Source organism: Brachybacterium sp. ACRRE (assembly GCF_022346485.1).
Lineage (GTDB): Bacteria > Actinomycetota > Actinomycetes > Actinomycetales > Dermabacteraceae > Brachybacterium > Brachybacterium halotolerans.
The window spans coordinates 1-16,823 of the sequence record NZ_JAKRMO010000077.1 but is presented as its reverse complement, the minus strand read 5'-3'; the positions used below and the strand labels follow the sequence as shown (position 1 = coordinate 16,823).

Sequence of the window (16,823 nt, the reverse complement as noted above, 5' to 3'; positions counted from 1 at the left end):
CGCGCAGGCCTGGCACTGGTTCGACACCGAGGCCGCGGGAGCCGAGATCGCTCGGATCCTGCGACCGGGCGGCGTGCTGGCCCTGCTGTGGAACTCGCTCGACGTGCAGATCCCCTGGGTGCACCGCTATTCGCGCATCATGCACGCGGGGGACGTGTACCGCGACGATTTCTCGCCGCCGATCACCCCGCACTTCACGCTGCGCGAGCGGATCGTGCGCCATTGGGAGGACCCGCGCACCACGCACGAGCTCATCGACCTCGCCCGCACCCGCAGCTACGTCATCACCGCACCGCCCGAGCGGCGCGAGAAGGTGCTCGCGAACCTCGACTGGTACCTGCATGAGCACCTCGGCCATACCCCCGGCAGCGAGGTCGGCATGCCCTACCGCACCGACCTGTTCCTCTTCGCGGCAGAGAACGCATGAGCGCCCGTCGCGCCGCACGTCGGCACCGTGACGAGGTCGGTGAGGTGCTCGCGGTCCACGCGGATCGTCCCGGTCCGCTCGTGATCGGACTGTTCGTGCTGGTCTGGCTGGTCTTCTCCGCCCTGACCCTCATCAATCCCGGCGAGAGCGTCGTGCTCGCCGTCGCGCCCGCCCTCGCCTTCGCGATCATCTTCGGCCTGATCCTGCTGTTCATCAGCGGGGAGAGGCTGGTGGTGTGCGAACGGGGGATCGTGGTCGGCAGCTGCGCGCCGGGACTGCGCCCGTATGTGATCCCCTCGGACCAGATCATCCCGGGCAGCGTGGCCCCCGTGACGGGCGCCCGGCGGTATGCGGCCGAGACCGGGACCGGCGGCTTCCCGCAGTCGACCGTGCGCCGGTCCGCCTGGACCCGCCGCGGCATCCACTTCGTGGGGCCCTCGCCGAAGCAGGCGCGCCGCCACCGCGCGGTGCTGGCGCCGCTGCAGGACCCTCCGCCGCGCTCGATCGACGGCCGCTGGGTCTGGTTCGCCGGCACGGGGGCGACCCCGCCCGAGCAGGTCACCGCGCAGATCGCGCGCGCCGCGGACGCGAGCGGTCAGCGCGAGCTGGCGAGAGCCACGGCAGCCGAGCCCGTCCGCGAGCTCACCGGCGACCGCGGGGACGCGGCGCGCCAGCTCCCCGGGTTCCCGCAGGCGCGCTGACCCAGCTGGCCGCGCCGTCTCAGCCGGCCCCGCGGCCTCAGCCCGCCGCGCCGCCTGCGTCGGACGCGCCCGTCCCGCTGGCTCCGTCGGCCCCGGTGATCGACATGTCGCCGACCTTCCACTGCTTCCCGTCCCAGTTCAGCTTCATCTGCATCTCGCCGCTGAACCCGTCGACGTCCTGGGCCTGCTTGTTCGGGTCGTCGACGATCGTGGCGTCCTTCTGGGTGACCTCGAGGGTGAGCGTGCCGCTGGTGGGCGGGTCGCCCGCGCCGTCGAAGCTCGCGGACTTCACGGTGAACTCGCCGCCCACCTGGTATCCGTCCTGCTCATGGAGCTGGGTGGCGTTGGAGAGGAACGACGTGCAGACCTCGCAGTTCGAGTCGACCACCTTCATCCAGCCGTCGGTGTCGCCCGTGGCCATCATGTAGGCGTACGACTCGAGCAGATAGGTGCCGACCGAGGTGGCGCCGTCGTCCGACTGGTCGGTCATCGCCGACGTCGGCACCTTCGGGCCGGACGTGGGGGAGGGGCTCGGCTGGGACGACGGGTCGACCGCGGGGCGCGTGTCCTGGGCCGTCGCGCTCGCCGTGGCGGAGGAGGCGTCGGTCGTCCCGTTGCTGCGACCGAAGACCTGCGCGAGGCCCACCGCGCCGAAGGGGATCACCAGGGCGATGGCCGCCACGATGATGATGATCTGCTGCATCCGTCTGCTCACGCAGGCCAGCGTAGAGGTCCGGCCTGGACGCGCGGGCATCCGGTCCGGGCGCGCGAGGATCAGCCGATCGGCGGATGTGCGCGGAGGGCGCCGCGGGGGAGACTCGACCCTCGCGGGCGGCGCGCGCTCCGCCCTCCGATCGACGTCATCCCTCGGCGTTCCACCCTCGGCGGAATCCGCCCGATTCCGCCCGAATCCCATGGACCGTGCGCACGGGCCGACGTAGGCTTCACCGCGCAGTCCGCGCGCCCCCGGACCGCACCGCATCTGCCCAAGGACCCCTGTGACTCTGCTGCGACTCGTGCTCGCGGCCGCCCGCCGGTACTGGACCCTGATCATCATCGTCGTGATCTTCCAGCTGCTCGGAGTGCTGGCCAACCTCTACCTGCCCACGCTGAACGCCGACATCATCGATGACGGCGTCGCCCAGGGCGACATCCCGACGATCTGGCGCCTGGGCGCCTGGATGCTCGCGGTGACCTTCGCGAACATCGTCGCGGTGGTGGTCGCGAACTACGCGGCCGCCCGCGCGGCCATGAGCATCGGCCGCGACCTGCGCAGCCGCGTCTTCGACCAGGTCGCCACCTACTCCGCGCACGAGATGAACGAGTTCGGGGCCGCCTCGCTGATCACCCGTTCCACGAACGACGTGCAGCAGGTCCAGATGCTCGTCTTCTTCTCGATGCAGTTCCTCGTGCAGGCGCCGATCACGGGCATCGGCGGCATCGTCCTCGCGCTGCGCGAGGAGGCCGGGCTGGCCTGGCTGATCGCGGTGATGGTGCCGCTGATGCTGGTCTCCGTCGGCTTCCTCATCGCCCGCGCGGCACCGCTGTTCCGCGTGATGCAGGAGCGGATCGACGCGATCAACAAGGTGCTGCGCGAGCAGATCACCGGCATCCGTGTGCTGCGCGCCTTCACCCGCGAGGACTTCGAGCGCGAGCGCTACGAGGGCGCCAACGAGGCCCTCACGGACACCAACCGCCGCGTGGGCCTGCTGATGATCCTCATCAACCCGATCATCATGTTCCTGCTGCAGGTCTCCAGCGTGCTCGTGCTCTGGTTCGCGGCGCCCCGCGTGGAGTCGGGGACCATGCAGGTCGGCTCGATCACCGCGTTCATCGCCTATCTGATCCAGATCCTCATCGCGGTGATGATGGCGACCTTCATGACGATGATGATCCCGCGCGCCATGGTCTCCGCCGAGCGCATCGACGCCGTGCTGACCACCGAGACCTCCGTGACGGTGCCCGAGCGCGGCGTCACCGAGGTGCACGGCCGCGGCGATCTCGCCTTCGAGAACGTCTCCTTCACCTACCCGGGCGCCGAGAACAACGTGCTCACGGACATCGACTTCACCGCCCGCGCGGGGCAGACCGTCGCGATCATCGGCGGCACCGGCTCGGGCAAGACCACCCTGCTCAGCCTCGTGCCGCGCCTGATGGACGCGACCTCCGGCAGCGTGAGGGTCGACGGGGTCGACGTGCGCGAGCTGGACCCGCAGGTGCTCTGGGACCGCATCGGCCTGGTGCCGCAGCGTCCCTACCTCTTCTCCGGGACGGTCGCGACGAACCTCCGCTTCGGCCGGCCCGACGCGACCGACGAGGAGCTCTGGCACGCGCTCACCGTCGCCCAGGGACGCGACTTCGTCGCCGCCATGCCCGATGGGCTCGACTCGCCGATCGCCCAGGGCGGCACGAACGTCTCCGGCGGTCAGCGCCAGCGCCTGTGCATCGCCCGCGCGCTGGTCGCCCGGCCGGAGATCTACCTGTTCGACGACTCCTTCAGCGCTCTGGACCTCACCACGGACGCCCGCCTGCGGGCGGCGCTCGCGCCGGAGACCCGCGACGCGCTCAAGGTGATCGTCGCCCAGCGCGTCACCACCATCACCTCGGCCGATCTGATCCTGGTGCTCGAGCACGGGAGGGTCGTCGGCTCCGGCACCCATGCCGAGCTGCTCGAGAACAACGAGACCTATCAGGAGATCGTCCGCTCCCAGGGCGCCGAGGAGGTGGTCGCATGAACGCCGACGACACGACGAAGAGGCCGACCCCGGCCGACGGCGCGACGTCTGCCGACGACGCCACCCCGACCGACACCGCGCGCACCGCGCCCGCTTCCGCGTCCACGAAGCCCGCGGGCGACGAGGCCGGCGAGGCCGCGGAGATCGAGGCCGAGAAGAGCGCCGAGCGCGGGCTGCGCCCGGGTCAGAGCGCGAAGCACTTCTGGCCCTCGGCGCTGCGGCTGATCCGCACCATCGGCCCCGAGAAGATGTACGCGATCCTGGGGATCGCGCTCGGCGTGATCGGCGTGGGCCTGGCCGTCGTCGGCCCGAAGATCCTGGGCCGCGCGACGGACATCGTCTTCTCCGGGGCGATCTCGAAGCAGCTGCCCGCGGGAGCGACGAAGGCGCAGATCATCGAGGGCCTGCGCGCGCAGGGCAACGACACCTACGCCGACCTGCTCGCAGGCATGGACCTCACACCCGGCCAGGGCATCGACTTCGCGGCCCTGCACCAGGTGCTGTGGTTCGTGGTCGGGATCTACGTGGTCGCGAGCCTGTTCCAGTGGCTGCAGGGCGTGATGCTGAACCGCATCATCTTCCGGATGGTGTACCGCCTGCGCCGCGAGGTCGAGGAGAAGCTGCACAGGCTGCCGCTGTCCTACTTCGACCGCCAGCGCCGCGGCGAGATCCTCTCGCGCGTCACCAACGACATCGACAACATCCAGAACACCCTCATCAACACGCTGACCGGACTGGTCAACGCGCTGCTGACGGTGCTCGGCGTGATCGTCATGATGCTGACGCTGTCGTGGCAGCTGACCCTGATCGCCCTGTGCGTGATCCCGCTGGCCGCGGTGATCACGGCCATCGTGGGCAAGCGCTCCCAGAAGCTGTTCCAGCAGCAGTGGGACGCGACCGGCAAGGTCAACGCCGAGGTCGAGGAGGCCTTCAGCGGCCACGAGCTCGTGAACGTCTTCGGCCGCCGGCAGGAGGCGTCCCGCAGCTTCGAGGCCCGCAACGGCGAGATGTACAAGGCGTCCTTCGGCGCCCAGTTCGTCTCCTCCCTCATCGGCCCGCTGATGATGTTCGCCGGGAACCTCACCTACGTCGCGATCGCGATCGTGGGCGGCCTCAAGGTGATCGGCGGCGACATGTCGCTGGGCAGCGTGCAGGCGTTCATCCAGTACTCGCGCCAGTTCACGCAGCCGCTCAGCCAGGTCGCCTCGATGGCCACGATGCTGCAGTCCGGCGTGGCCAGCGCCGAGCGCGTCTTCGAGCTGCTGGACGCCGAGGAGCAGACGCCCGACTCGGCCCGTGACGAGGCCGGCAACCCGGACCCGACGTCGCTGGACGCCGCCTCGCGTATCCGCGAGGGCCGGGTCGAGTTCGACCACGTGCGCTTCTCGTACACGCCCGAGCGCGAACTCATCCGCGACCTCTCCCTGGTCGCCGAGCCCGGGCACACGGTCGCGATCGTGGGGCCGACGGGCGCGGGCAAGACCACGCTCGTGAACCTCGTGATGCGCTTCTACGAGATCGACGGCGGCCGCATCACGATCGACGGCATCGACATCCGCGACCTCACCCGCACCCAGCTGCGCGAGCGCACCGGCATGGTCCTCCAGGACACCTGGCTGTTCAACGGCACGATCATGGAGAACATCCGCTACGGGCGCCTGGACGCGAGCGACGAGGAGGTCATCGAGGCCGCGAAGGCGACCCACGTCGACGACTTCGTGTGCCATCTGCCCGAGGGGTACGAGACCGTCCTGGACTCCGACGCCTCGAACGTCAGCGCGGGGGAGAAGCAGCTGCTGACCATCGCCCGCGCGTTCCTCGCCCGGCCCAGCCTGCTGATCCTGGACGAGGCCACCTCGAGCGTGGACACCCGGACCGAGCTGCTCGTGCAGAACGCGATGAACCGACTGCGCTCGGGCCGCACCTCGTTCGTGATCGCCCACCGGCTCTCCACGATCCGCGACGCGGACCTGATCCTGGTGATGGAGGCCGGCGACATCGTCGAGCAGGGCACCCACGACGAGCTGCTCGAGGCGAACGGCGCCTACGCACGGCTGTACCGCTCGCAGTTCGAGGGCGCGATGGCCGATCCCGACGCCGAGGAGGAGCAGGGCGAGCCCGTGCCCACCGGTGGCGGGGGAGGCATGCCGGGGATGTGAGCGATCGGCGGGGGCCGCGCGGTGCGCGGTCCCCGTGTGCCCCACACCCCACGGATTTGTCGTCATGCATACCTCTGCATAAACTTCCATTCGTGTTCCCGTCATCCCGGCCCCGCAGACGCACCCTGCTGCGCGCGCTGCCCCTCGCCCTCGGCGCCGCGATCACCGTGCCCGCCCTCGGCGGCTGCACCCACGCCTCCGAGCGCCTGGACGCCGAGACCGACGCGATCCCGACGATCGACCTCTCGGGCATCACGAAGCAGAACGACCTCGCGGACCTCGTCCCGAAGGACGTCCGCGACCGCGGCACCCTCGTCAACGGCGCGGCCCTGAACTACGCGCCCGGCGAGTTCGTCGGCTCGGACGGCGGGGCCGTGGGCATCGACATGGACATCCTCAGCGGCATCGGCAAGGTGCTGGGACTGGGCACGCGCACCGAGTCCGCGGTGTTCGCGCAGATCATCCCCTCGATCGGCTCGAAGTACGACGTCGGGATCTCGAGCTTCACCATCGATCCGGACCGCCTGAAGCAGGTCTCGATGGTCTCCTACTTCTCCGCCGGCATGTCCTACGCGGTGAAGAAGGGCAACCCCTACGACATCGACCCGCCGGACCTGTGCGGCGCCCGCGTCGCCCATCAGGTCGGCACCTACATGGACGACGTCGTCGCCGAGCGTGACGCCGCCTGCCGGAAGGACGGCGGCCAGGGCGTCATCGACCAGCCCTACGTGGGCAACGCCGACGCCGCGACCGCCGCCGCCGGCGGCAAGGCCGACGTCCTCATCGGCGACTCCCCTGTGGTCGCCTACGCGATCGAGAAGTCCCGCGGGACCCTCGAGCAGGTGGGCGACATCGAGGACGCGGCCCTGTACGGGATCGTCGTCGCCAAGGACCAGCCCGAGCTCGCGGAGGCGATCCGCGGGGCGGTCCAGCACCTCATCGACACCGGCGCCATGCACGACATCCTCGATGCCTGGGGCAACGCCGCAGGCATGATCAAGACCTCGGAAGTGGACCCGCAGTGAGCACGACACAGCCCTCGCCCACGCCCGCCGACGGGCCCGTCGGCCCGGCTCCCGCCGCCGGTTCCCCGCAACCGGCCCCTGGTGCCCCGCAGCCCTCCGGCCACGGCGCCGACCCGATCCCGGGTCGCATCCGCGCGAAGCGCAGCCCGCGTCCGGGCACCTGGATCAGCGCCGTCATCGTGGTGCTTCTGGTGCTCGCGCTCGCGAACTTCCTGGTCACCAACCCCGTCTTCGACTGGGGCACGGTCGCGACGTACATCCTGGACGTGAAGGTCGTCCAGGGCGTGGGCTGGACGCTGCTGATCACTGTGCTCTCGATGGTGCTGGGCACGGTGATCGCGCTGACCGCGGCGATCATGCGCCGCAGCGAGAACCCGGTGCTGCGCGGCGTCTCGTGGGCATACATCTTCGTCTTCCGCGGCACCCCGGTGTACACCCAGCTGGTGTTCTGGGGCCTGTTCACGGTGATCGTCCCCAAGATCGCGCTGGGCATCCCCTTCGGCCCGGAGTGGTTCTCCTTCTCCACCCGCGACTACTTCCCGGCCTTCTGGGCGGCCGTCGTGGGCCTCGGTCTCAACGAGGGCGCCTATCTCGCCGAGATCATCCGCTCGGGCCTGAACTCCGTGGACAAGGGCCAGAGCGAGGCGTCGAAGGCGCTGGGCATGGGCAACGGGCAGATCCTGCGGCGCATCATCATCCCGCAGGCCATGCGCGTGATCGTGCCGCCGCTCGGCAACGAGACCATCGGCATGCTCAAGACGACCTCGCTCGTGCTCGCCGTGCCCTTCACCCTGGACCTCACCTTCGCGACCAACGCGATCGCGAACAAGCTGTACGCGCCGATCCCGCTGCTCGTCGTCGCCGCGATCTGGTATCTCGCGATCACGAGCGTGCTGATGGTGGGCCAGTACTACCTCGAGCGCTACTTCGGCCGCGGCTTCGACGACCGCCCCGGCGGCGCCGGCCCGGCGAAGCGCGGGCGGCGCGCCCGCCAGCGGGCCGTGAACAGCGCCTCGACGACCCCCAAGAACTCCCTCCCGGAGGTGGAGCTGTGATGAGCCAGGACCCCCGGAACACCCATCGGGCCGACGCGCCGGACGTCCAGTCGGCGCCTGTCGTCCCCTCGGACGCCGCCCCGTCGGACCCCGCCGCCCCCGCCGAGGGCCCTGCCCTCATCGCGCTCGAAGGCGTGCACAAGGCCTTCGGCGACCTGCACGTGCTCAAGGACTGCGACCTGCGCGTGGCCGAGGGCGAGGTGGCCGTGCTCATCGGCCCCTCGGGCTCGGGCAAGTCCACGCTTCTGCGCTGCATCAACCAGCTCGAGGAGCCCACGGCGGGCCGCGTGCGCATCGCCGGCGTCACCCAGGGGTACGCCGAGGAGCCGCTGCCCGACGGCCGCTGGCAGAAGCTCTCGCCCCAGCAGATCGCGCGCCAGCGGGCCCGCATCGGCATGGTCTTCCAGCGCTTCGACCTGTTCCCGCACATGACGGCGCTGCAGAACGTCATGGAGGCGCCCGTGCACGTGCTGGGCCGTCCCAAGGCGCAGGCCGAGAAGGACGCGCTCGCGCTCCTCGAGCGCGTGGGCCTGGCCGATCGCGCCGAGCACTACCCCTCCGAGCTCTCCGGCGGCCAGCAGCAGCGGGTGGCGATCGCCCGCGCGCTCGCGATGGAGCCCGAGCTCATGCTCTTCGACGAGCCGACGTCGGCCCTGGACCCCGAGCTCGTGGCCGAGGTCCTCACCGTGCTCAAGGAGCTCGCCGAGGGCGGCATGACCATGGTCGTGGTGACCCACGAGATGGGCTTCGCCCGCGAGGTCGCCGATCAGGTCGTCTTCATGGCCGACGGGCAGATCCTCGAGCAGGGCACCCCCGAGCAGGTCATCGACCACCCGCAGTCGGATCGTCTGCAGGGATTCCTCGCCTCCGTGCTCTGAGCGACGGGGTCCGGCCGCGCTCGCGGCTCCCGCTCGCGGCACCGCCGGCCGCTCCGACGGCCGCTCCGACGGCGGTGACGAGGAGGAGCGACCCGAGCACGTCGCTGGGGCGGTGCCATCCGTAGTGGACGAGCTCGAAGGCTGCCGCGGCGAGCACGAGGAAGGCGACGACCGCGAAGGCGCCGCGCACCGCGCGGGGGAGCACGATCCACAGGGCCAGGGCCACCGACCCGAAGGCGATCATGTGCCCGCTGGGGAAGGAGTTGCCCTGGTCCGTCGCGATCGCATCGCGCCCCAGCACGAAGCCCTTCAGCACCTGTCCCAGCACGTTGCAGGCGGCCAGGATCATGAAGGCGCGCACGCCCAGCATCGCCCGGCCCCGCGTCGCGCCGATCAGGAGCACGACCGCGCTGCTCAGCATCAGCGAGGGCACGGAGACGGCGCTCAGCAGGGCGGGGTTCCCGTGCGTCTCCAGCATCCGCAGGATGCCGAGGTCCAGCTGCACGGCGGGCCGGTACCACCCGGAGAGCCGGTAGAGGACGAAGAACATCCCGGTCGCGATCGCCGCCACCAGGAGGCGGAGGGCCATCTGTCGACGGTCCCCGTCGAGAGGGCGCGCTCGGGTCATGCCGCGCGTGAGGTCCGCGGTCAGGGTCTGCGAGTCCTGTTCCGTGGTGAGCACGCCCCGATGATGGCATCGCGGTCCGTGCGCCTGGAGGGGTCGGTGGGATCTCGCACACGCTCTTTCCAGCAAGCACCTGCAGGTGAGAGCGTCGCGGCGCTCAGCCGTCCGTCCGGCTCACCTCGCCCCACACGGTGCGCATGTGCGAGCGGGAGCAGCGCTCGGCGGCCTCGGCGTCGCCGTCGGCGACCGCGAGCGCGACGCGCATGTGCTCTTCGAGCGTGCCCTCGACGGGCAGCGGGGGAGTGAGGCCCAGGCGGTTGCGGCCCTCGAGCACCGCGCGCACCGGGCGGGCGAGCGCCGTGAGCTGCGGGTTGCCCGAGGCGGCGAGCAGCAGGTCGTGGAAGGCGACGTCGGCCTCGAGGTAGTCGTCGGAATCGCCCAGGCCCCGCCCTCCCAGGTCCACGAGCCGATCGGCCAGTCGCCGCAGCTCGGCGCACTGACGGGAGTCGGCACGGCGTGCGGCGAGGTGCGCGGCCATGGGCTCGGCGGCCACGCGCAGCTCGGCGAGCGCCTCGAGCTGGCGCTGGCGGAAGGGGCCGGCGAGGTTCCAGTCGATCAGGCGCGGGGAGAACGCGTCCCAGCTGCTGCGCGGCTGCACCGTGATGCCCACGCGCCGGCGTGAGGCGACCATCCCCAGGGTCTCGAGCACGCGCACGGCCTCCCGGGCCACGGTCCGCGAGGCCTCGCAGTCCTTCTCGATGCCCGACAGCGTGAGCACCGACCCCTCGGGGAGCCGGCCGTCGGCGATGCGCCGACCCAGGTCGTCGAGCACTCCGGCATGCATGTCCGTCGAGGTCATGGCGTTTCCTTCATCATCGAGGGCTGCGTGGGCTCCGCACGGTGCGGCGGGCGGAGGGGGAGACGGGGATCGGCCGACGATCCGGGCGCCCCAGCGCCTCGCGCAATAGTGCTACCTTAACGCGCGAAAAGTAGTACCTTTGAAGTCGGGTGTCCGATGGACGCCGCCGGTTGCCAGGGGCGCGCTTCGCATTGAGCCGCGCGCACCGCATAGTGCCGCGCGTCCCATCGCCGCCCGCCCGCTCACCCCGCTTCCACCCTGCTTCCCACTCGCATTCAACGGAGAATCCCCATGGACAACTGGACCCAGACCCTGGGTGCCGGACCGCTCCTCGGCATCGCCGCGGTCGCCGTCGCGCTCATCCTGTTCCTGGTCATCAAGGTGAGACTGCATGCCTTCCTCGTGCTGGTCATCGTCTCGCTGCTGACGGCCCTGGCCACGGGCATCCCCTCCGGCGCGATCATCGAGACCCTCGTCGACGGCTTCGGCTCGACGCTCGGATCCGTCGCCCTGCTGATCGGCTTCGGCGCCGTGCTGGGTCGGCTCATCGAGTCCAGCGGCGGTGCCAAGGTGATCGCCGAGAAGATGGTCTCCGTCTTCGGCGAGAAGCGCGCCGCCTTCGCCCTGGGCCTGACCTCCCTGGTCCTGGGCTTCCCGATCTTCTTCGACGCGGGCCTCGTGGTCATGCTGCCGATCATCTTCGCGGTCGCCCGGCGCCTCGGCGGGAAGAACCTGCTGCTGTACGGGCTGAGCTCCGCCGCGGCGTTCTCGGTGATGCACGTGTTCGTGCCGCCGCACCCCGGCCCCGTCGCCGCGAGCGACTTCTTCGGCGCGAACCTGGGCGTTGTGCTGCTCGTCGGCCTGGTCCTCGCCTTCCCCGTCTGGTACGTCTCCGGCTACCTGTGGGCGAAGTTCGTCAACGCGCGCACGCCGCTGCTCGTGCCCGACCTCTTCGGCACCGACGACGACCAGCCGGCCGTTCCGCCGCGGGCCTCCACCGTGCTCGCCGTCGTGGCGCTCCCGCTCGTGCTGATCCTGCTCAACACGGGTCTGGACGCGCTGGGCACCGCGAAGGTCGTCGACGCCGACGCCGCCTGGGTGCAGGCCCTGCGCCTGGTCGGCGAGTCGCCCGTCGCCCTGCTGATCACCGTGCTGGTGGCCATGCTCGTGCTCGGGAAGTTCCGCGGCCAGGACGGCTCTGCGCTCGAGAAGCTCGTCGACTCCACGCTGGGCCAGGTCGCCTCGGTCATCCTCATCACCGGCGCCGGCGGCATGTTCGGCGGCGTGCTGCGCGCCTCCGGCATCGGCGACGCCCTCGCCTCGACGCTCGACTCCTGGGGCATGCCCGTCATCATCGCCGCGTACGTCATCGCCCTCGCCCTGCGGCTGGCCCAGGGGTCGGCGACGGTCGCGCTCGTGACCACCGCGGGCCTGCTCTCCCCGGCCGTGATGGCCGGTGGGTACGGCGCGATCGACACCGCTGCGATCACCCTCGCGGCCGCCGCGGGCTCCGTCTTCGCCGGGCACGTGAACGACTCCGGGTTCTGGCTCGTCGGCCGACTCATGGGCATGGACGTGAAGACCACGCTGAGGACCTGGACCGTCCAGCAGGGCATCGAGTCCGTGGTCGGCTTCGCCTTCGTCCTCGCCGTCTACGCAATCTTCTGACCTCGGCGGCTCGGCGGCTCGGCGGCTCGGCGGCTCGGCGGCTCGGCCGTCGGTCGTCGCCCGCGGGGCTCCGGCGCCGGGCCCGCGCCGCTCAGGCGCCGGGCGGGAGGACCGGCTCGGGGCGATCGTCGTCCTCGCTCCCGCGCGACCCGCCGCCGAGCACGCCGACGGCGGTGACCAGCAGCAGCGAGCCGATCACGTCGCTGGGGCGGTGCCATCCGTAGTAGACGAGCTCGAAGGCGACCAGGCACAGCACGATCGCGGCGATCACGGTGAACGCCCTGCGCATGCGCCGCGGCAGCACGATCCGCAGGGCGAGTGCGACCGAGGCGAAGGCGATCATGTGGCCGCTGGGGTAGGTGTTGTCCACCATGAGCACGATCGAGTCGCGGTGCAGCACGACCTTCTTCAGCAGCTGCCCGAGCACGTTGCACAGGGCCAGCAGGGCGAAGGCGCGCAGGCCGTCCATGGCGCGGCCGCGACGGATGCCGATCGCGATCACGACGATGCTGCACAGGATCAGCCACGGCACGGAGACGATCCACAGCAGTGCCGGATTGCCGTCCGTCCGCAGCGAGGTGAGCATGCGGATGTCGAGCGACTCCGTGGGCCCCACCCAGCCCGAGAGGTAGAAGACCAGCAGGAAAAGGGCGAGCGAGACCCCCGCGATGAGCCAGCGGACGGGGGAAATGCGCATTTTCCGATCATCCCACCGCTGTCGCTGAGAACCCCCGTCGCGGTGGCCTCAGCCACAGGCCCGACGGGTCACGGCCGGGTGGCGGGGCTGCCGGAGCGGACGGCACGCGAGCGGGGTTCACTCGCACTGGATGCTTCCGGAGGTCGAGGCCGAGGTCGAGGTTGAGGCCGAGGCCGACGTGCTCGAAGAGTCGCTCGGCGAGGCGCCCGACGAGGGGCTGCTCGACGACGGAGAGCTCGACGACGAGGTGCCGGACGACGGGGATTCTGACGTCGTCCCTTTCGTCCCCTCCCCGGTGGCGTGCGCGCTCGAGCCCTCGTCGGACAGCGACGCGAAGACCGCGGCGGCCTTCGAGGAGGGGACCACCCGATTGGGGTCCGACGGGGCGGGGGACCATGGCATGGTCTCGACGGTGATGCTGTCCGAGGGGACGCGTGCGAAACGCGAGGCCAGCGAGGTCATCCCGGGGACCGAGCCCAGCTGGTCGTCGACCGTGAGGGCGGAGGAGGTCGCCTGCAGGAACGGGTACAGGCGGTCGGGCCGCGTGAGCAGGTTCCTGCTCTCCGCGCGCTGCATGATCGCCTTCATGACCTGCTGCTGGTGATCGAGACGGGCGATGTCGCTGCCGTCGCCGACGGCGTGCCGTGTACGGGCGAGGGCGAGCGCCTGACGGCCGTCGAGCGTCTGGCGGCCCGCCGGCAGGTCGAGATCGGCGGCCGAGTCGTGCAGCGCCTCGGGCAGGCACACGGGGAGTCCGTCCAGGGCGTCGACGATCGCGGCGAATCCCGCGAAGTCCACCTCCACGAAGTGGTCCACGTGCACGCCCGTCAAGGACTCGACAGCCGCGACCGAGCAGGCGGGACCGAAGTTCAGCACGGAGTTGATCATGCCGCGGCCGCCCGCGAAGGACCCCTCCCCGGTGTCCGCGCAGGCGGGGCGGTCCATGAGGGTGTCGCGGGGGATCTGGACCGCATGCACCGAGGAGTCGTCGGCGTCGAGGTGCGCCAGCAGGATCGAGTCGCTGCGCGCCGTGGAGTCCTTCTCGTCCGCCTCGCCCACGCGCGAGTCCGAGCCGAGCACCAGGATGTTCACCGATCCGTCGTCGCTCGCCGAGTCCTGCGCGGTCGGTCCGGCGTGCAGAGGGGCGACGGTGAGCCCGCTGCGCAGGGTCTGCGCGGGCACGAGGACCAGGGCCACCAGGGAGAGCGCGGCGAGTCCGGCGAGGGCCGCGATCGTGCGGCGCCGCCGTCTGCGCACGAGCACGCGCGTCCCGGCGGGGGAGAGGTGCGCCGGCCCGCGGTGCAGCGTGCGCGTCGTTCCGCGGGACGGGCCGGGGCGCGGGCTGCGGTCTGCATCTGGTGCGGGCATGGGACTCCTCGATCGTCGGGCACTCGCCGACGGTCACCCAAGCACCCCGCATCGATAGCGTCCAATAGCGGTCAGCGTGGAAGTCATGCACTCAAGGTATGGATCCAGGTGGGCGGCCGGAGTGTTGATGCGAGGACGGACGATGCCTCGACGTCGCTGCCTCACACGTCGGCGGCGAGCGTCTCGAGGAAGGCGGAGAGCGCGGGCGTGCGCAGATGCTCCCGGCGGTGGAGGGCCACCACGGGACGCTGCACGTCGGAGGGCAGGTGCAGGCGTCGGGCGTCCGTCGTCGTGGAGCTCTCGGCGAGGTCCTCCGGGACGATGGTCAGGCCGTCGGAGGCGATCGCGAGGGTCACGAGGGCGTCCCGCTGGGTCGTGGTGATCACGCGCGGCGGGGTGACGCCCAGGCCGCGGAACACGGACTCGGTGACCTCGCGGATCGACGTCCCCTCAGGCAGGGTCACGAGAGTCCGCTCCGCGAGGTCGTGCGCGCTCAGCGTGCCGGGCGCACCCGGCGCGCCCGGCGCGCGCGGGACCACGGCGAGGAAGGTCTGGGGCCTCAGCTCGAGAGCCTCCAGGTCCGGCGGGACGTGACCGGCGGATGTGAGCGCGACGTCGGCCCGTCCGGTGCGCACCGACTCGACCAGCAGCTCGCGATCCTCCTGCGCGAACACCTCGATCCGCACGTCCCGGTGCGCACGGTGGAACGCGCCCAGGTGCCGCGGGAGGCGCGTCGCGACCAGCGAGGGGAGGCCGGCGGCGCGCAGCGTGCCGCTCAGGGCCCCGTCGGCCCCCGCCTCCTGGTGTCGGAGGTCCTCGAGATCCTGGAGGGTGCGGCGGGCCGTGTTCGCGACCCGTCGGCCCGCGTCTGTCAGCTGCATCTGCCGGCCGACGGGCAGGAACAGGCGCAGCCCGAGCGTCTCCTCGAGGCTGTGGATGCGCCGGGACAGGGAGGGCTGCGAGATGCCCAGGAGCTGCGCGGCGACGGTGAACGAACCCTCGTCGGCGACCGCGAGCACCGCCTCCAGCTGGGGGAGGGTGAGGGCGCCCGACCTGCTCACCGCCGCGTGCTCACTCAGTGCTCACTTCCGCCCGGTGCCGTCGACCGCGAACTCGTCGATCGCGGCGAGCTCGGAGTCGGTGAACTCGACGCCGCGGGCGGCCTCGACGTTCTGCTCGAGCTGCGTGGTGGACGAGGCGCCCACCAGCGCGGTCGCGACCTCCCGGTGGCGCAGCACCCAGGCGAGGGCCATCTGCGCGAGGCTCTGCCCGCGGGACTCGGCGATCTTCGCGAGCCCCCGCACGCGCTCCTGGTAGGTCTCGTCCTCGGTCTGGGTGGCGGAGAGGAACGGCGAGGCGCCCGCGGCGCGCGATCCCTGCGGCACGCCCTTGAGGTACTTGCTGGTCAGCAGCCCCTGCTGCAGCGGCGAGAACACCGCGAGACCGATGCCCAGATCCGAGGAGGTCTCCAGCAGGCCGTCCTCGACATGGCGGTTGAACATCGAGTACGAGGGCTGGTGGATGAGCAGCGGCACCCCGTGGCCCTCGAGGATGCGGGCGGCCTCGCGGGTGTGCTCGGGCGAGTAGTTCGAGATACCGGCGTACAGCGCCTTGCCCGTGTGGACGGCGTGGGCGAGGGCGCCCATGGTCTCCTCGAGCGGGGTCTCGGGGTCCTCGCGGTGGTGGTAGAAGATGTCGACGTACTCCAGGCCCAGGCGATCCAGGGACTGGTCGAGCGAGCTCAGCAGGTACTTGCGCGAGCCGCCGTCGCCGTAGGGGCCGTCCCACATGAGGTAGCCGGCCTTGGTGGAGATGATGAGCTCGTCGCGGTGGCGGCCGAAGTCGCGGGCGAGGATCCGGCCCAGGTGGGACTCGGCGCTGCCGGGAGGCGGGCCGTAGTTGTTGGCCAGGTCGAAGTGGGTGATGCCCATGTCGAACGCGCGGCGCACGATCGCGCTCAGCGTGCCGGGGTCGCGGTCCTCGCCGAAGTTCTGCCAGAAGCCCAGCGAGATCGGCGGCAGGCGCAGGCCGGAGTCGCCGACCCTGCGGTAGTCGGTGTGCTCGTAGCGGTCGGGGGAGGGCGCGAAGGCCTCGTTGCTCATGGCTCAAGCCTAGGCGAGCGCGCGCACCATGACCGCCATGCCCAGACCCGGCACCTTGAGGTTCGCCGCGTCGCCCGCGAAGGGCACCACCTCGCCGGTCTCGACGAAGCCGTGCCGGGCGTACCAGGCCTGCAGCTCCGGACGGGACTCGAGGACCTGCAGGTGCAGGGAGGCAAGGCCCTCGTCGGCCCGGCGACGCGCCTGGGCCTCCATGAGCGCACCGCCCACGCCGCCGGCCTGCAGCGTCGGGTCGACCGCGAACAGTCCGAGTTCGGCGCTGTCGCCCTGCCGGTCGGTGTAGCAGCAGCCGACGATCGCGCCCTCGCGCTCGGCGACCAGCAGCAGGTGGGTGTCGTCCGCGATCGCTGCGCGCACGTCCGCGGCGTCGGTGCGGGCGCCGCCCACGAGGTGCTCCTCGGTGGTCCAGCCGCCCTGCGTGCGATAGGCGAGGTTGACGACGCGGACGATGCCCTCGACGTCGGCTGGGGTCGCCTCGCGGATCGACGGGGGTGCCGGGCGAGGGG

The 16,823-nt window shown here is 71.3% G+C and carries 15 protein-coding genes and 1 pseudogene; 8 read left to right on the top strand and 8 right to left on the bottom strand.

Going from position 1 to position 16,823, the window contains the following annotated elements; translation table 11 throughout:
* Nucleotides 1–427: pseudogene (locus MHY49_RS16985) on the top strand (class I SAM-dependent methyltransferase); the annotation flags it as partial.
* Complete coding sequence (locus MHY49_RS16980) at nucleotides 424–1,128, top strand: hypothetical protein (RefSeq protein ID WP_239206117.1); 705 nt, start codon at nucleotides 424–426, stop codon at nucleotides 1,126–1,128. The pseudogene MHY49_RS16985 and the gene MHY49_RS16980, both read left to right, overlap by 4 nt.
* Nucleotides 1,129–1,165: 37 nt before the next feature.
* On the opposite strand, the gene MHY49_RS16975 is transcribed toward MHY49_RS16980, so the two are convergent.
* Complete coding sequence (locus tag MHY49_RS16975; RefSeq protein WP_239206115.1) at nucleotides 1,166–1,843, bottom strand: DUF6318 family protein; 678 nt, start codon at nucleotides 1,841–1,843, stop codon at nucleotides 1,166–1,168.
* A gap of 283 nt (nucleotides 1,844–2,126) precedes the next feature.
* On the opposite strand from MHY49_RS16975, the gene MHY49_RS16970 reads away from it, so the two are divergent.
* The 5 genes from MHY49_RS16970 (at nucleotide 2,127) to MHY49_RS16950 (ending at nucleotide 8,980) form a co-directional block, all read left to right on the top strand.
* On the top strand, nucleotides 2,127–3,863 hold the full coding sequence (locus tag MHY49_RS16970; protein WP_239206113.1) for an ABC transporter ATP-binding protein: 1,737 nt from the start codon (nucleotides 2,127–2,129) through the stop codon (nucleotides 3,861–3,863).
* Nucleotides 3,860–6,022, top strand: a complete 2,163-nt coding sequence (locus MHY49_RS16965; RefSeq protein ID WP_239206112.1) for an ABC transporter ATP-binding protein — start codon at nucleotides 3,860–3,862, stop codon at nucleotides 6,020–6,022. Before MHY49_RS16970 ends, MHY49_RS16965 begins: the two co-directional genes overlap by 4 nt.
* A 92-nt stretch (nucleotides 6,023–6,114) precedes the next feature.
* Entirely contained in the window at nucleotides 6,115–7,047 is a 933-nt protein-coding gene (locus MHY49_RS16960; RefSeq protein ID WP_239206110.1) for a transporter substrate-binding domain-containing protein, read from the top strand.
* Nucleotides 7,048–7,163: 116 nt separating this feature from the next.
* Nucleotides 7,164–8,102: an amino acid ABC transporter permease gene (locus MHY49_RS16955; RefSeq protein WP_200501692.1), complete on the top strand. Its 939-nt coding sequence runs from the start codon at nucleotides 7,164–7,166 to the stop codon at nucleotides 8,100–8,102.
* A complete protein-coding gene (locus tag MHY49_RS16950) occupies nucleotides 8,102–8,980 on the top strand; it encodes an amino acid ABC transporter ATP-binding protein (RefSeq protein ID WP_239206108.1) in 879 nt (292 codons plus the stop codon). Before MHY49_RS16955 ends, MHY49_RS16950 begins: the two co-directional genes overlap by 1 nt.
* Here MHY49_RS16950 and MHY49_RS16945 read toward each other — a convergent pair.
* Nucleotides 8,925–9,662, bottom strand: a complete 738-nt coding sequence (locus MHY49_RS16945; RefSeq protein ID WP_239206106.1) for a phosphatase PAP2 family protein — start codon at nucleotides 9,660–9,662, stop codon at nucleotides 8,925–8,927. The two genes, MHY49_RS16950 and MHY49_RS16945, sit on opposite strands and share 56 nt — an antisense overlap.
* Before the next feature lie 100 nt (nucleotides 9,663–9,762).
* Nucleotides 9,763–10,464: a FadR/GntR family transcriptional regulator gene (locus tag MHY49_RS16940; protein WP_239206104.1), complete on the bottom strand. Its 702-nt coding sequence runs from the start codon at nucleotides 10,462–10,464 to the stop codon at nucleotides 9,763–9,765.
* A 291-nt stretch (nucleotides 10,465–10,755) separates the two neighbouring features.
* Between MHY49_RS16940 and MHY49_RS16935 the strand changes: the two genes are divergently transcribed.
* Nucleotides 10,756–12,132 (top strand): GntP family permease, encoded by a 1,377-nt coding sequence (locus tag MHY49_RS16935; RefSeq protein WP_239206102.1) that lies wholly within the window; start codon nucleotides 10,756–10,758, stop codon nucleotides 12,130–12,132.
* Between the two features lie 91 nt (nucleotides 12,133–12,223).
* On the opposite strand, the gene MHY49_RS16930 is transcribed toward MHY49_RS16935, so the two are convergent.
* The 5 genes from MHY49_RS16930 to MHY49_RS16910 form a co-directional block, all read right to left on the bottom strand.
* Nucleotides 12,224–12,829, bottom strand: a complete 606-nt coding sequence (locus MHY49_RS16930) for a phosphatase PAP2 family protein (protein WP_239206100.1) — start codon at nucleotides 12,827–12,829, stop codon at nucleotides 12,224–12,226.
* A gap of 117 nt (nucleotides 12,830–12,946) precedes the next feature.
* Nucleotides 12,947–14,197 carry an LCP family protein gene (locus tag MHY49_RS16925; protein ID WP_239206098.1) on the bottom strand — a complete coding sequence of 417 codons (1,251 nt, stop codon included), beginning with the start codon at nucleotides 14,195–14,197 and terminating at the stop codon, nucleotides 12,947–12,949.
* Nucleotides 14,198–14,358: 161 nt separating this feature from the next.
* Nucleotides 14,359–15,258, bottom strand: a complete 900-nt coding sequence (locus MHY49_RS16920) for a LysR family transcriptional regulator (RefSeq protein WP_239206096.1) — start codon at nucleotides 15,256–15,258, stop codon at nucleotides 14,359–14,361.
* Between the two features lie 21 nt (nucleotides 15,259–15,279).
* Nucleotides 15,280–16,299 carry an aldo/keto reductase gene (locus MHY49_RS16915; protein WP_239206094.1) on the bottom strand — a complete coding sequence of 340 codons (1,020 nt, stop codon included), beginning with the start codon at nucleotides 16,297–16,299 and terminating at the stop codon, nucleotides 15,280–15,282.
* A gap of 9 nt (nucleotides 16,300–16,308) precedes the next feature.
* The coding region (locus MHY49_RS16910; protein WP_255720044.1) for a GNAT family N-acetyltransferase at nucleotides 16,309–16,823 on the bottom strand (515 nt) is incomplete at its 5' end.